13 protein-coding genes and 1 pseudogene are annotated in these 14,593 nt (G+C 61.5%); 10 read left to right on the forward strand and 4 right to left on the reverse strand.

Features of this window, described 5'->3' with window-relative positions:
• Positions 1–22 precede the first annotated feature (22 nt).
• The 8 genes and pseudogenes from fadA (at position 23) to C4K40_RS10065 (ending at position 7,964) form a co-directional block, all read left to right on the forward strand.
• Positions 23–1,198 carry an acetyl-CoA C-acyltransferase FadA gene (gene fadA, locus C4K40_RS10030; RefSeq protein ID WP_031321318.1) on the forward strand — a complete coding sequence of 392 codons (1,176 nt, stop codon included), beginning with the start codon at positions 23–25 and terminating at the stop codon, positions 1,196–1,198.
• A gap of 86 nt (positions 1,199–1,284) precedes the next feature.
• Positions 1,285–1,521, forward strand: coding sequence for a DUF1653 domain-containing protein (locus C4K40_RS10035; protein ID WP_019093731.1), 237 nt, complete (start codon positions 1,285–1,287; stop codon positions 1,519–1,521).
• 113 nt (positions 1,522–1,634) lie between these two features.
• Positions 1,635–4,244 carry a type I DNA topoisomerase gene (gene topA / locus C4K40_RS10040; RefSeq protein ID WP_053138616.1) on the forward strand — a complete coding sequence of 870 codons (2,610 nt, stop codon included), beginning with the start codon at positions 1,635–1,637 and terminating at the stop codon, positions 4,242–4,244.
• Between the two features lie 160 nt (positions 4,245–4,404).
• Positions 4,405–4,926, forward strand: coding sequence for a DUF6586 family protein (locus tag C4K40_RS10045; RefSeq protein WP_053138660.1), 522 nt, complete (start codon positions 4,405–4,407; stop codon positions 4,924–4,926).
• Positions 4,927–4,988: 62 nt separating this feature from the next.
• Complete coding sequence (locus C4K40_RS10050) at positions 4,989–6,017, forward strand: hypothetical protein (protein WP_256224318.1); 1,029 nt, start codon at positions 4,989–4,991, stop codon at positions 6,015–6,017.
• Complete coding sequence (locus tag C4K40_RS10055; RefSeq protein ID WP_053138623.1) at positions 6,017–7,033, forward strand: hypothetical protein; 1,017 nt, start codon at positions 6,017–6,019, stop codon at positions 7,031–7,033. Before C4K40_RS10050 ends, C4K40_RS10055 begins: the two co-directional genes overlap by 1 nt.
• Positions 7,034–7,037: 4 nt before the next feature.
• A pseudogene (locus tag C4K40_RS10060) lies at positions 7,038–7,594 on the forward strand (LemA family protein).
• Between the two features lie 136 nt (positions 7,595–7,730).
• Positions 7,731–7,964 carry a hypothetical protein gene (locus C4K40_RS10065; protein WP_083457029.1) on the forward strand — a complete coding sequence of 78 codons (234 nt, stop codon included), beginning with the start codon at positions 7,731–7,733 and terminating at the stop codon, positions 7,962–7,964.
• A gap of 105 nt (positions 7,965–8,069) precedes the next feature.
• Here C4K40_RS10065 and sulA read toward each other — a convergent pair whose 3' ends face one another.
• Positions 8,070–8,543 carry an SOS-induced cell division inhibitor SulA gene (sulA, locus tag C4K40_RS10070; RefSeq protein ID WP_053138626.1) on the reverse strand — a complete coding sequence of 158 codons (474 nt, stop codon included), beginning with the start codon at positions 8,541–8,543 and terminating at the stop codon, positions 8,070–8,072.
• A 10-nt stretch (positions 8,544–8,553) separates the two neighbouring features.
• Positions 8,554–9,159 carry a transcriptional repressor LexA gene (gene lexA / locus C4K40_RS10075; RefSeq protein ID WP_031321324.1) on the reverse strand — a complete coding sequence of 202 codons (606 nt, stop codon included), beginning with the start codon at positions 9,157–9,159 and terminating at the stop codon, positions 8,554–8,556.
• A gap of 251 nt (positions 9,160–9,410) precedes the next feature.
• On the opposite strand from lexA, the gene C4K40_RS10080 reads away from it, so the two are divergent.
• Both C4K40_RS10080 and nagZ read left to right on the forward strand, forming a co-directional pair.
• Positions 9,411–10,118, forward strand: a complete 708-nt coding sequence (locus tag C4K40_RS10080; protein ID WP_022643354.1) for a TetR/AcrR family transcriptional regulator — start codon at positions 9,411–9,413, stop codon at positions 10,116–10,118.
• A gap of 177 nt (positions 10,119–10,295) precedes the next feature.
• Positions 10,296–11,294: a beta-N-acetylhexosaminidase gene (nagZ, locus tag C4K40_RS10085; protein WP_172681696.1), complete on the forward strand. Its 999-nt coding sequence runs from the start codon at positions 10,296–10,298 to the stop codon at positions 11,292–11,294.
• Positions 11,295–11,317: 23 nt separating this feature from the next.
• On the opposite strand, the gene C4K40_RS10090 is transcribed toward nagZ, so the two are convergent.
• On the reverse strand, positions 11,318–14,008 hold the full coding sequence (locus C4K40_RS10090; RefSeq protein ID WP_053138630.1) for a DEAD/DEAH box helicase: 2,691 nt from the start codon (positions 14,006–14,008) through the stop codon (positions 11,318–11,320).
• An 11-nt stretch (positions 14,009–14,019) separates the two neighbouring features.
• Positions 14,020–14,589, reverse strand: a complete 570-nt coding sequence (locus C4K40_RS10095) for a CsiV family protein (protein ID WP_022643356.1) — start codon at positions 14,587–14,589, stop codon at positions 14,020–14,022.
• Between the last annotated feature and the right edge of the window lie 4 nt (positions 14,590–14,593).

Consider the following 14,593-nt stretch of genomic DNA (forward strand, 5'->3'; position numbering starts at 1 on the left):
ACACTAGAGCGAGAGTGAACATATGAGCTTGAATCCTAGAGACGTCGTGATTGTCGACTTCGGTCGTACTCCGATGGGCCGCTCCAAGGGCGGCATGCACCGCAATACCCGTGCCGAAGACATGTCGGCACACCTGATCAGCAAGCTGCTGGAGCGCAACGCCAAGGTCGACCCGGCGGAAGTCGAAGATGTGATCTGGGGCTGCGTCAACCAGACCCTGGAGCAGGGCTGGAACATCGCCCGCATGGCATCGCTGATGACCCAGATCCCCCACACCTCGGCCGGCCAGACCGTCAGCCGCCTGTGCGGTTCGTCCATGAGCGCCCTGCACACCGCGGCGCAAGCGATCATGACCGGCAACGGCGACGTGTTCGTCGTTGGTGGTGTGGAGCACATGGGCCACGTGAGCATGATGCACGGCGTGGATCCGAACCCGCACCTGTCCCTGTACGCGGCGAAAGCCTCGGGCATGATGGGCCTGACCGCCGAGATGCTGGGCAAGATGCACGGCATCACCCGCGAACAGCAGGATGCCTTCGGCCTGCGCTCCCACCAGCTCGCCCACAAGGCGACCCTGGAGGGCAAGTTCAAGGACGAGATCATCCCGATGCAGGGTTACGACGAGAATGGCTTCCTGAAGCTGTTCGACTACGACGAAACCATTCGTCCGGATACCACTCTGGAGAGCCTGGCGGCCCTGAAGCCGGCGTTCAACCCCAAGGGCGGCACCGTGACTGCCGGTACTTCGTCGCAGATCACCGACGGCGCTTCGTGCATGATCGTGATGTCCGCCCAGCGTGCCCAGGACTTGGGCATCCAGCCGATGGCGGTGATCCGCTCGATGGCGGTAGCAGGTGTGGATCCGGCGATCATGGGCTATGGTCCAGTACCGGCCACGCAGAAAGCCCTGAAGCGTGCGGGCCTGGGAATCGCCGACATCGACTTCTTCGAGCTCAACGAAGCTTTCGCCGCACAGGCCCTGCCAGTGCTGAAAGATCTGAAAGTACTCGACAAGATGGACGAGAAGGTTAACCTGCACGGCGGCGCAATCGCCCTGGGTCACCCGTTCGGTTGTTCCGGCGCGCGTATCTCCGGGACTCTGCTCAATGTCATGAAGCAGAATGGCGGCACCTTCGGTGTCTCCACCATGTGCATCGGCCTTGGCCAGGGTATCTCGACCGTCTTCGAACGCGTTTAAGCGTTGGGTTGATGGAAGCCGGGGCCCTGTGCCCCGGTTTTTGTTTTTCTGAAGATTTTTAATTTTTTTTGCACGAGGGCCAGAGCATGCAGTTACAACCCGGGCTCTACCAGCATTACAAAGGGCCGCAGTACCGCGTCTTCAGCGTGGCGCGGCATTCGGAAACGGAAGAAGAAGTGGTGTTCTACCAAGCCCTGTATGGCGATTACGGCTTCTGGGTGCGTCCCTTGAGCATGTTCCTGGAGTCAGTCGAAGTTGACGGCGAGCAGGTCCCACGCTTTGCTTTGGTGCAGGCCGAACCCAGTCTTTTTTCACCGGCTTGAGCGCAGGTCGCGCGGTACCCTGCGCTTGACCTCACCTTGTTGCCACTATATATAGCGGTGCCGCGTCAGGCGCCATCCGCCTCAACTTCTCGAATTCAGGAATTTTCCGATCCATGGGCAAATCGCTGGTCATTGTGGAATCCCCGGCTAAGGCCAAGACCATCAACAAGTACTTGGGTAACCAATACGTGGTGAAGTCGAGTATCGGCCATATCCGAGACCTGCCCACCAGCGGTTCGGCAAGTGCCGCCAAGGAGCCAGCCGCCAAGCGTGGCAAGGCCGCAGGCGAGGCTCCGGCCCTGTCGCCGAAGGAAAAGGCGCGCAAGCAGCTGGTGGCGCGCATGGGCGTCGATCCCGAGCACGGCTGGAAAGCCAAGTACGAAATCCTTCCTGGCAAGGAAAAGGTCATCGAAGAGCTGCGCCGCCTTGCCAAGGATGCCGACACCATCTATCTCGCGACGGACTTGGACCGCGAAGGGGAAGCCATTGCCTGGCACCTGCGCGAGGCCATCGGTGGTGACGACGAGCGCTACAAGCGCGTGGTGTTCAACGAAATCACCAAGAAGGCGATCCAGGACGCCTTCTCCCAGCCGGGCGAGCTGGATATCCATCGGGTCAATGCCCAGCAGGCCCGGCGCTTCCTCGACCGCGTAGTGGGCTACATGGTGTCGCCGCTGCTGTGGGCCAAGATCGCCCGTGGCCTGTCCGCCGGTCGCGTGCAGTCGGTGGCGGTCAAGTTGGTAGTGGAGCGTGAGCGCGAAATCCGCGCGTTCATCCCCGAAGAATACTGGGAGGTGCATGCCGACCTCGGTACCGCGAAGAACGCCAAGGTGCGTTTCGAAGTGGCTCGCGAGAACGGCGAGGCCTTCAAGCCGCTCAACGAAGCCCAGGCCATGGCGGCCCTGGAGAAGCTCAAGGCGTCGTCCTACAGCGTCGCCAAGCGTGAAGACAAGCCCACCAGCAGCAAGCCTTCGGCGCCGTTCATCACTTCCACCCTGCAGCAGGCGGCGAGCAACCGCCTGGGCTTCGGGGTGAAGAAGACCATGATGATGGCCCAGCGCTTGTACGAAGCGGGCTACATCACCTACATGCGTACCGACTCCACCAACCTCTCGGCCGACGCCGTGGCGATGGCTCGTAGCTATATCGAGAGCGAATTCGGTGACAAGTACCTGCCAGCCTCGCCCAATGTCTACAGCAGCAAGGAAGGGGCCCAGGAGGCGCACGAAGCGATTCGTCCGTCCGATGTGCACACCCATCCGAGCAAGCTGTCGGGCATGGAGCGTGATGCCGAGCGCCTGTATGAGCTGATCTGGCGCCAGTTCGTGGCCTGCCAGATGCCTCCAGCACAATACTTGTCCACTACCGTCAGCGTTGCCGCCGGCGACTTCGAGCTGCGCGCCAAGGGCCGTATTCTCAAGTTCGACGGTTACACCCGGGTCATGCCCCAGGTGAGCAAGCCGGGCGATGACGATGTGCTGCCCGACATGGCCCAGGGCGAAGTCCTGAAGCTGATCAAGCTGGATCCGAGCCAGCACTTCACCAAGCCGCCGGCGCGCTACTCCGAGGCCAGCCTGGTGAAGGAGATGGAAAAGCGTGGCATCGGTCGTCCTTCGACCTATGCGGCGATCATCTCCACCATCCAGGATCGCGGCTACGTGACCCTGCACAACCGCCGCTTCTATTCGGAAAAGATGGGCGATATCGTCACCGAGCGCCTCTCCGAGAGCTTCTCCAACCTCATGGACTACGGCTTCACTGCCGGCATGGAAGAGAACCTCGACGATGTAGCCCAGGGCGAGCGTGACTGGAAGAACGTCCTCGACGAGTTCTATGGCGACTTCAAGAACAAGCTAGAGGTCGCGGAGGGCGCAGAAAGCGGTATGCGCGCCAACCAGCCGGTCATGACCGATATCCCGTGCCAGACCTGCGGTCGGCCGATGCAGATCCGTACGGCCTCCACAGGCGTGTTCCTGGGCTGCTCGGGTTACAGCCTGCCACCCAAGGAGCGCTGCAAGGCCACGGTCAACCTGGTTCCGGGCGACGAGATCGCGGCGGACGACGAGGGTGAGTCCGAATCCCTGGTGCTGCGCGGCAAGCATCGCTGCCCGATCTGCAGTACGGCGATGGACGCTTACCTGCTGGATGAAAAGCGCAAGCTGCATATCTGCGGCAACAATCCGGATTGCGCCGGCTATGAGATCGAAGAGGGCAACTACCGGATCAAGGGCTATGAAGGCCCGAGCCTGGAGTGCGACAAGTGCGGTAGCGAGATGCAGCTCAAGACCGGCCGTTTCGGCAAGTTCTTCGGTTGCACCAACCCGACCTGCAAGAACACCCGCAAGCTGCTGAAGAGCGGCGATGCGGCGCCGCCGAAGATGGATCCGGTGAAGATGCCCGAGCTCAAGTGCGAGAAGGTCAACGACACCTATATCCTGCGTGACGGTGCGTCGGGGTTGTTCCTGGCCGCCAGCCAGTTCCCGAAGAACCGCGAGACCCGCGCGCCACTGGTGCTCGAGCTGATCCCGCACAAGGACGAGATCGATCCGAAGTATCACTTCCTCTGCGAAGCGCCGCAAAAGGACCCGGAAGGTCGTCCAGCGGTTGTGCGCTACAGCCGCAAGACCAAAGAGCAGTACGTGCAGACCGAAGTCGATGGCAAGCCTACTGGTTGGCGCGCCTTCTACGACGGCGGCAGCTGGAAGGTCGAGGACAAGCGCTGAAGTCCCGTGAGCGCTGGTGGGCGACCTCCGCGCGGTGACTGACAAGGCCGCATGTTCCCTTGGAACATGCGGTCTTTCTTTTGGCTTGCGGCTGGTGGGAGCGATCCCTGAAACTGTGATACCCGCATCCGGCTCTGTTCTTATGGTGGAGGCTGCCTACATGGCCCATGAGCTCTATACCCGTACCAATCAGAAAATCTATTTCGCCGGTTTGGCCCTGGAGGCTTTGGCGCGGGCGCAAGAGGGGCGGGCGATGAATGCCCAGGCCCTGGTCCAGGCTGGTCGCGAATCGGTGTTGTTTCACCTGTACGGGGCGCTGCTCGGGTTGTGCCACGAGATTGCCGGGTTCTACCGATTGCCCCAGGCAGGTGCTTCCCGCGTGGAGCAGATCCTCAACCGTGAGGTGCTGGAAAACATCGCTATTCCCGAGCTGGCGGAGTTGGTCGAGCTGGCGCAGAGCCCGCAAAGCTGGCTGGCGCAGTTGCTGGCCGCCTATGGGGCTTTGCTCCAGCCGCCAAGGGCGCCCCACAAGCCCAAGGGCGATGTCACCCAGCCGTTGATCGTGGCGGTCAGCCTGGATGAAGAGGCGCCGCCAGAGCTGGGGCGTGAGGAGCTGGAAAGCTGGCGGCAGAATCTCAAGGCCTTGGCTATTCGTTTTCGGGACGGCTTGAACGAGTGTTGAGCCCGGACGCCGGCTGATCCGCCGTACGACTATTTGATCAAGGAAGATTCATGCTGTTCTTCTTGCGTGACCAGGCATTGGTTCGCCTGCTGAATGACTCTCAGGTGCGGGTCGCCCGTGCCCGCTCCAACGCGGATTTGCTGGAGGTGCTCGACAGGCTCGAGGTGTTTCCCGGTGGGCTGGAGTTCGATCATGTGCAGTCGATAGTCCTTCTGGTGCTGGCCTTTGCCGCCTTCGCCACGATGTGGTTGATGGATGGCATGGGCGGGATGTTCTGGCTGGGTCTAGCCCTGGTCTTTTCCAGCTACTACATCGGTAAAGGGCTTTCTGGATCGTCGACGGACCTGGCCGCCAGCATTGCTCGCAAATGTGCACTGTTCTGCAATGAGTTGAGCGAATTCGACAGTACCGCCGACTGGCGCCTGAAGAAGCTCAATAGTGAATTCATCGAATATCAGCGAGGCAATGAGCGGCGTCACATCGTCGACTCGGTCCAGGGCGTCTATCGGGGAGGTTGCCACCGGCTGGCGTTCGAATACCACCACCTGCAGTACGTTACCTCCAGCAACCAGCGTGGGCCGGGTGGCAGCTACAGGAAGGTCTTCGATACCTTCAATCGCTATAGCCTGGTGGTGGAGTTCCCTTGGGTGATGGATATCGCGGTTCGTTCCAGCCCTTTGCCGGCCCCACAGACGTTGCAGCCGTTCAAGACCGGTTGCAGCGCTTTCGATGAGACCTTCGTACTGCGAGGCAATGATCAGGCCGGTTGCGAGCGATTCGCCACGGCCGCGACCCTGGCTTTTTTGCTGGAGCTTGCGCGTCGCCTGGATCAGGTCAACCTGGAGTTTTCCAGTCAGGGGCGGCTCTGCCTGAGCTTTGGCGATGAGATCATGGCCCATGCCGATCTCGGGGCTTTGAGCGATCTTGCCGTGTTTCGCCAGCGGATTGAGGAGGGGGTTGAACTGCCTGGGCTGTTTCCGGTACTGGAATGGGTGCACCAGTTGGCGCTGCTGCAAGATGGTTCGGCCGATCAGTCCGTGCAGGACGATGTCCGGCAGAAGAGTCCTGGTGATCTGGTCAGGGAGGAATGATGCAGTTGCTAAAGCACGATGCCGAGTTGGTGCGCTTGCTGGGCGATTGCGATTCGGCAGTGGCGCGGGCTCGATCCAACGCGGATTTATTGGTGATTATCGACAGGCTCAAGTCCTTCAAGGGAGGGCTGCATTTCGATCATGCCCAGCCCTGGGTGTTGTTGCTGCTCGCCATCATGGCGGCGATTCCCGCCCTGGCAGGCGTGCTGCTGATGTGGTTTGCCACGGCATGCCTGGTATTCGCCAGCCTGTACATCTGGATGAGCCGGAAGGCGGCCGTTGATGAGCTGCCGAAGAAAATTGCCCGCAAGTGTTCGTTTCTCAGCAATGGCCTGCAGGACCCGAGTGCTTCTGCGGATGAGCGTTTCAACCAGTTGAGTGAAGAGTTCGCTGATTATGACCGTGGTAATGACAGCCGTCGTATAGAGGCCTCGGCCAAGGGGCTCTATCAGGGCCCACGCCATCAGTTGTCGTTTGTTTTCCACCACCTTCGCTATGTGAATTCGCATATCAAGAACCAGCCCAATAACGAAAGTGAAAGGGTTTACGAGAACTTCGATCGATACAGCCTGGTAATCGATTTTCCTTGGATCAAAGACGTTGTGGTGCTCAGTAACGCGCTAGATCAGAAGAAAGCCAGGCTAGAGGCTTTCGAGACGACTTTCGCTGACTTCAACCGCGCTTTCATACTCAATGGTGAGAGTGAGTTGGTCTGCGCGAAATTCGCGAAGCCCGCCACGCTGGTTTTTCTTCTGGGGCTTCATCGGCGATTGAAGAATGTGAACCTGGAGTTTTCCAGTCGAGGGCGTTTGTGCCTGAGTTTCGATGATGCCGAGGTCATGGCTTATGACGACCCGGGCACGTTCGAGGACCTGCAAGGCTTCTATGACAACATCGAGCGGGGATTGGCGTTGCCGAACCTGTTCCCGGTACTGGCCTTGGTGCATGAATTGGCGGAGTTACAAGACGATAATTTTGATCGCCCGTTGAAAGTCACTGAAGAAATGGAGCAGTAGGTTTATGGAGTTGCTATTGGTCGCTGCGATTGTCTTGTGTGTTATTGCCTATACGCATTACAACAAGATAGTCGGTGCTCACAACAAGGCGCAGCGAGCTTGGTCGGATGTATTGGTATACGAGCGGCAGCGGACCAAGGTCCTGGATATGCTGGAGCCGCAAGTGGCTGGTTTCCAGGCATACGAAAGCCAGTTGCTGGAGCGGATAGTCGAATTGCGTACTGCTATTGCCGGTTTGCCATCGGCAGCCGATGGCGACGCATTGAAGTCGGTGAGTCAGAGCGCCAAAGCCTTGTTGGGGGCTTGAGCCTCGCCTTTGAGGCTTATCCCGATCTCAAGTCAGTAGAGCTATTGAGTAATCTGATGCGTGAGGTTGCCGAGCAAGAGAGCAATATTGGTGCCGCCATTACCCTGTTCAACCTGAACGTAGAGCATTTCAATAACAGCATTCAGTTATTTCCCGGTTCGCTGATCAATCGGTTGAGTTTGAACAAGTCTCTGATCACACCTTTCTCGGACAGTCAGGCCGCGTCGGGTTTTGAATACAAGCCAAATTTTTGAAGAGGCTGGGAGGTTCTTGCGCTATTGGCTGGTATCTGGTCCTTCGAGGGGCGGCCAGCCGGACGCAAGCGATTCCCGCGCGAGGTTTGGGCGATGGCTGGTATAATCCCTCGCCTTTCGTGGAGAACAGATCTATATGCCAACGTCCTTTCTAGAAATTGTCGAGTTGCCAGACGGCCGTATCGAGCTGCGCAGGGCTGAAGACGAGGGTTCTCTGGTGACTTTGGATTTCTCCGAGGATGCCAAGGCCTTTCTGCAAGGCCAGCATGTGGAAGTGGCCAAGGCCATGCTGAGCGTCGGCGTACAAATGGCCGGTCGCTTGGTCGAGGGCGAAATCGAGAAGGAAGAGGGGCCGCGGGTTCTTCATTAAGGCCCGTCCATCGGTTTCTTCAGGCCACTCGTCGCGTTGTTTGGGCTTCTCCGTCCTGGAGAAGCCTTGAATCATTCAAGCGTGTTCCCAGCTATTTTCCGTTGTTTATCCCAGGCGGATATTCAGGCTTTGCGCCTCGCCGGTGCGTGCAGCACCGACCAGTTGTTGCCTGGCGCTGCCGCTCAGTGGATTAAGCCAACTGACCACTGTATGGCTACGGCCCAGGCGCAGGGCTTCGCATGCCAATTGTTGCGGGCTCTGGTTGCCGCGGGGGTGCAGTAGAAGGATGCGTTCGCGATTCAGGCCGGCATCCCGCAGCCAGGCCTGGGTCACGCTGGAGGGCGGGGCGATCAGGGTGAGCCAGCGGGCATCCTGGTCCTGGCTCAGTTCCCTGAGAATGGGGGCCAACAGGTTCAGGCAGTTCCCGGCGGCGCCACGTAATGACAGTTCGCTGAAAGCTTCTGGTGCGTTGTTCCAGGGCGATTCGGCTGCTTCCTTGAGAGCCGGCGCCAGGGGTTGGGCCAGGAATGCTTCGAATAGCGGAAGCTGTGCTTGCTGGGGGATATGGGGGAACTGCATGGAGCCTCCTTCAGCGGCGAATGACGCCGACACTCAAGCCTTCGATCACCAGTTCCTGATCTTTCAGGTTGACTTCGATGGGGGCGAATTCGGGGTTCTCGGCGATCAGCCAGACCTTGCTGCCTTCGCGCTTGAAGCGCTTGACCGTGACTTCGTCGCCGATGCGTGCCACGACCACCTGGCCGTTGCGGGCTTCGCGGGTGGTGTGCACGGCCAGCAGGTCGCCGTCGAAGATGCCGATGTCCTTCATGCTCATGCCGTTGACTCGTAGCAGGTAGTCGGCGCGCGGATGGAAGAAAGCCGGGTTGATGTTGCAGGACTCTTCGATGTGCTGCTGGGCGAGGATCGGTGCACCAGCGGCGACCCGGCCGATGATCGGCAGGGTGTCGTCGCTCTTGGCTTCGAAGCCCGGAATACGGATGCCGCGGGAGGCGCCCGGGGTCATCTCGATGGCGCCCTTGCGTGCCAGGGCCTTGAGGTGTTCCTCGGCGGCATTGGGGGATTTGAAGCCCAGTTCCTGCGCGATTTCGGCGCGGGTCGGCGGGTAGCCGTTGTCTTCGAGGCAACGTTTGATAAAAGCCAGAATCTCAGCTTGGCGTGGCGTCAGTTTTAGCATGTCGATCGCTCTGTCTTTTTATACAGTTGCTGGGATTATATACAGTGGACATGGCTTGGCAATCCTCCTTTTGCCATGTCCGGCCCGACGGTTGTCGTCCTGGTGTCGGAATCTGCCGGCCCGGGCAGGCTACAGGGGCCGGCAGGTATGATTAAATAGCGCGCCGGAAGGCCTCCGGAAGGGCAGGCAGGCTTGACATTGCAGAGCCTGAAACGTATGTTTCAAACAAGTGTTTGTCAGGCGGAGTAGCCATGGCCCAGTCGGAAACCGTTGAACGCATTCTCGATGCTGCCGAGCAGTTGTTCGCGGAAAAAGGTTTTGCCGAAACCTCGTTGCGCCTGATCACCAGCAAGGCCGGGGTCAACCTGGCGGCGGTGAATTACCATTTCGGTTCCAAGAAGGCCCTGATCCAGGCGGTGTTCTCGCGCTTCCTCGGGCCGTTCTGCATCAGCCTCGATCGTGAGCTGGAGCGGCGCCAGTCCAAGCCCGACAGCAAGCCGAGCCTGGAAGAGCTGCTGGAAATCCTGGTGGAACAAGCCTTGGTGGTACAGCCGCGCAGTGGCAACGACCTGTCGATCTTCATGCGCTTGCTGGGCTTGGCCTTCAGCCAGAGCCAGGGCCACCTGCGGCGTTACCTGGAAGACATGTACGGCAAGGTGTTCCGTCGCTACATGTTGTTGGTCAATGAAGCGGCGCCACGTATTCCACCGATCGAGTTGTTCTGGCGAGTGCACTTCATGCTGGGCGCGGCGGCGTTCAGCATGTCCGGGATCAAGGCCCTGCGGGCCATCGCCGAGACCGACTTCGGGGTCAACACTTCCATCGAGCAAGTGATGCGCCTGATGGTGCCGTTCCTGGCTGCCGGCATGCGTGCCGAAACCGGCGTCACCGACGAAGCCATGGCCAGTGCCCAGCTCAGGCCGCGCAGCAAGCCGGCCCCGGCGGCCGCCAAAGCCTGACCCTCCGGCTGGGCGCGACAGCTTACATCCGCTAAGCTAGCCGCCCATGCCGATTCTCGTTTTCCACTTCCGTACCTTCCCCTTCGCGACATCGATCGCCGTGGGCGCCCGTGTTTCGCGGCTGCCGGCGTCGATGGTGCGCGCATTCGTGTTTAAGGAAACTCTATGACCGCTGGCCTGCAAGGCTCCTTGATGGTGGACGTCGCCGGTACCTGGCTGACGGCCGAAGATCGCCACCTCCTGCGTCAGCCTGAGGTGGGTGGATTGATCATCTTTGCCCGCAATATCGAGCATCCACGCCAGGTGCGCGAGCTGTGCGCGGCGATCCGGGCGATCCGTCCCGACCTCCTGCTGGCGGTGGACCAGGAAGGTGGCCGGGTGCAGCGCTTGCGCCAGGGCTTCGTCCGCCTGCCGGCGATGCGTGCCCTGGCCGACAACCCGAATGCCGAGTACCTGGCCGAGCAGTGCGGCTGGGTCATGGCCACCGAAGTCCTGGCGGTTGGCCTGGATCTGAGTTTCGCGCCGGTGCTGGATCTCGATTACCAGCGTAGCGCTGTGGTGGGCACCCGGGCCTTCGAAGGCGATCCTGAGCGCGCCGCGCTGCTGGCCGGAGCCTTCATCCGGGGCATGAACAGCGCCGGCATGGCGGCCACCGGCAAGCACTTCCCCGGCCATGGCTGGGCCGAGGCGGACTCCCACGTGGCAATCCCCAATGACGAGCGCAGCCTGGAAGAGATCCGTGCCAAGGACCTGCTGCCATTCGCCCGCCTGAGCAAGCAGTTGGCGGCGGTCATGCCGGCCCATGTGATCTATCCGCAGGTCGACGGCCAGCCGGCCGGCTTCTCGCGGCGCTGGCTGCAGGACATCCTGCGTGGCGAGTTGCAGTTCGACGGGGTGATCTTCAGTGATGACCTGTCCATGGCTGGAGCCCATGTGGTGGGCGACGCCGCGAGCCGGATCGAGGCGGCCCTGAGCGCCGGGTGCGACATGGGCCTGGTGTGCAACGACCGTGCTGCCGCCGAGCTGGCCCTGAGCGCTGCCCAGCGCCTCAAGGTCAGCCCGTCGCCACGGATCGCGCGGATGCGTGGCCAAGCCTTCGCCGACCTGGAGTACAAGCAGGACCCTCGTTGGTTGATCGCACTGGCCGCGCTGCGCGAGGCGCAGTTGATCGACTGACCTCGCCCTCTCGACAGGCCGCCTCAGCGGCCTGTCTTGTTATCCGGCAGTGGGGCGAACAATGCCTCGATGTCCTCGCCCTGCAGTTTCCAGTCGCCAGCCTGGCGTCCATCCAGTACGCCTGCCGCCAATCCGGACTTTTCCTGCTGCAGGTGCTGGATTTTCTCTTCTACGGTACCCCGGGCGATCAGCTTGTAGACGAACACCGGTTTTTCCTGGCCGATGCGATAGGCCCGATCGGTAGCCTGGGTTTCGGTGGCCGGGTTCCACCAGGGGTCGTAGTGGATCACCGTGTCGGCCTCGGTCAGGTTCAGGCCGACCCCGCCGGCCTTGAGGCTGATGAGGAAGATCTGCAGCTTGCCGCTCTGGAAATCCCGCACTGGGGTGCGTCGGTCCCGGGTCTGGCCGGTGAGCAGGCCGTAGGTGATGTTGCGTCGCTTGAGCTCGATCTCGATCAGGCCCAGCATCGAGGTGAACTGCGAGAACAGCAGGATGCGACGGCCCTCATCGAACAGTTCCTCGAGCATGGTCATCAGGCTGTCGAGTTTGCCGGACGAACTGCCGCGGGCTGGCGGCGAGTCATTGACCAGGCGCAGGTCGCAGCACACCTGGCGCAGCTTGAGCAGCGCCTCGAGGATGATGATCTGGCTGCGCGCCACGCCCTTGCGGGTGATCTCGTCGCGAACCTTCTTGTCCATAGCCAGGCGCATGGTTTCGTAGACGTCGCGTTGCGCTTCGTTGAGCTCGACCCAGTGGATGATCTCGGTCTTGGGCGGCAGTTCGGTGGCCACTTGTTCCTTGGTGCGGCGCAAGAGGAACGGCTTGATCCGGCCGTTGAGGTGCTGCAGGCGCGCCTCGCTGGCTTGCTTCTCGATAGGCACCCGGTAGTCGCGATTGAAGCTCTTGGCGTCCCCCAGCCAGCCAGGCAGCAGGAAGTGGAACAGTGACCAGAGCTCGCCCAGGTGGTTCTCCAAAGGCGTGCCGGACAGGCACAGGCGCTGCCGGGCATTGAGCTGGCGGGTGGCCTGGGCGGCCTTGCTCGATGGGTTCTTGATGTACTGGGCTTCATCCAGGATCAGCACGTGCAGCGGCTGCGCGGCCAACTGCTCGATGTCCTTGGGGAGCAGGGCGTAGGTGGTCAGCAACAGGTCGTAGTCGGCCAACTGCGGAAAATGCTTCTTGCGCCCGGCGCCGTACAGCGCCAGGACCTTGAGCTGCGGCGTGAAATGCGCGGCCTCGTCCAGCCAGTTGGGGATCAGGCTGGTAGGCATCACCACCATGCACGGGCGGTCCAGGCGCCCGGCGTTTTTTTCGCTGAGGATGTGAGCCAGGGTCTGCAAGGTCTTGCCTAGGCCCATGTCGTCGGCCAGGATGCCGCCCACTTCCAGTTGGCGCAGCGACTGCATCCAGCTCAGGCCTTCGAGTTGATAGGGGCGCAGGGTCGCGTTGAGCCCCTCGGGGACTGACGCTGAATAGTCGCGGATGTCCCGCAAGCGCTGGGCGAAGCTGCGAATGTGTTCGCCACCCTCCCAAAGCAGCGGCAGTTCCTCGAGCGGGTTGAGGCGGATGGCGTCGGCGTTGCTCAGGCGCAGGGCCAGATCGCTGTTTTCCTGCAAGTAGAACTCGCCCAGGGTCGCCAGTACCGGTTTCAAGCGGCCATAGGGCAGCGCCACCTGCAGCGGGCCGTGCAGGGAGTTGGGGCGGTTGGGGATGTTCACCAGGATCAGCTCGTCGTCGCGGCGCTTGGCCAGGCGCTCCGGGTTGAGGATCTCGGTGTGCGAGCGCATCAGGTTGAGCAGGATCGGCAGCAGGCTCAGGCGTTCGCCGTTGACGATGATCCCCAGCTCAAGGTCGAACCAGTCCCGCCCCGGGGCTTCATCGACGCTGGCGTACCAGTCGTCCACCGCCGTCAGGTCGAAGCCGAAGCCCTCGTCGATCTGCAGCTCCCACTGTTGTTCGCGCAGCTTGGGCAACTCGTTGAGGGTGAAGGTCAGCCAGGCGCTGTCGTTGACCATCTCGTACAGCTCACCGGCGCTTTCCGCAAGCGCCTTGCTTTGCCGGGTGGCGATTTTGAAGCCCAGGGCGCGCAACTGCTCGCGGTAGGCCTGTTCCAGCTCCGGTTGGCGCTTGATGCGCAGGGTCTGTTGTTCCTGGTGGATGATCAGGTCGGCGTGCTTCTGGCCGCTGGCATATTCGCCCAGGTAGTTGAAGGACAGTGCGGCGCGGTGCTGGATGTAGCGCTGCATCTTGCCGTTGCGCGGCTCGAAGGCACTGAACTCGATGCTCGCCAGCCATAGTCGGGGCACCGGTCGCACGTCGTCCAGCAGTTGCTGGGGGGGAGCCGGTGGGCGGCGGCTGTCGAGCACGGCGGAGAGTTTCTCCAGGAGCTCGGCGTCTTTGGCCGCCGCCGGGTAGGCCAGGGTTTCCTCCACTTGCAGGAGGACGGCGGCGATGTGCTTGCAGTTGCTGTGTACCGGGCACGTGCAGTGGCCGTCGATCAGCAGCAGGTTGCCCTTGCTCGACTCGCGCAGGGTGATGGTCTGGCGGTAGACATTGCCGCCGGAGCCTTCGCAGCTGGCGGTGATAGCGCTGTCTCCGGCGCTGACGATACGCACGCGTTTTTCCAGGGCATAACGCCGGCCGCGCTCCAAGGCTTGTTCCTTGAAGCGGTTGACCCAGGACGGGGCCAGGGGTTTGGTCAGGGGCGGGGTCATAGGGACTTCGATCAGTCCGGAATTTCAGTTGGGGCAGGGCGCGGTGCCGGTGCGGTCAGCGAGGTGATCTTGATCAGCAGCGCCAGGTGGCCGTTATCCAGGTAGTTGAGCTGGCCATTCTTGGTGTGGCTCTGCTGCTTCAGGCGCTCACTGCGGGTCACCAGGCCGTTGCTGTCGATCTGGTTGACCCAGAAGTCGGCATTGACGTCGGTGAAGCGCCCGAGGGTCAGGCCCAGGGTGCCCTCGATGGGGAACTGGCCGAACTGCTCGGGCCCGTCGCTGATGGCGACCTTGACCGGGGTTTCCCCCAGGTTTTGTTGCCAGGCTCGGTGCAGCAGCACGCTGTAGTTGCCGCTGGCTCCGAGCTTCTCGACGATCCCGCCCAGGGCCGGGGTGCGCTGGCTGTCCGGCCCCAGGCGCTGGGCGCCGGCGGCCCAGTCCTCCGGCGCGGCGCGGCTGATGATCTGGGGTTCGGCATTCTGGCGTACCAGGATCATTTCCACCTGGTACAGGTCATCGGCCAGGGCCATTGGCGCGACGACCAGGGCCAGGAGCAGGGGCAAGGAGCGGAACAGGCGCATGGGG

This window comes from Pseudomonas sp. CMR5c, from assembly GCF_003850545.1.
Lineage (GTDB): Bacteria > Pseudomonadota > Gammaproteobacteria > Pseudomonadales > Pseudomonadaceae > Aquipseudomonas > Aquipseudomonas piscis.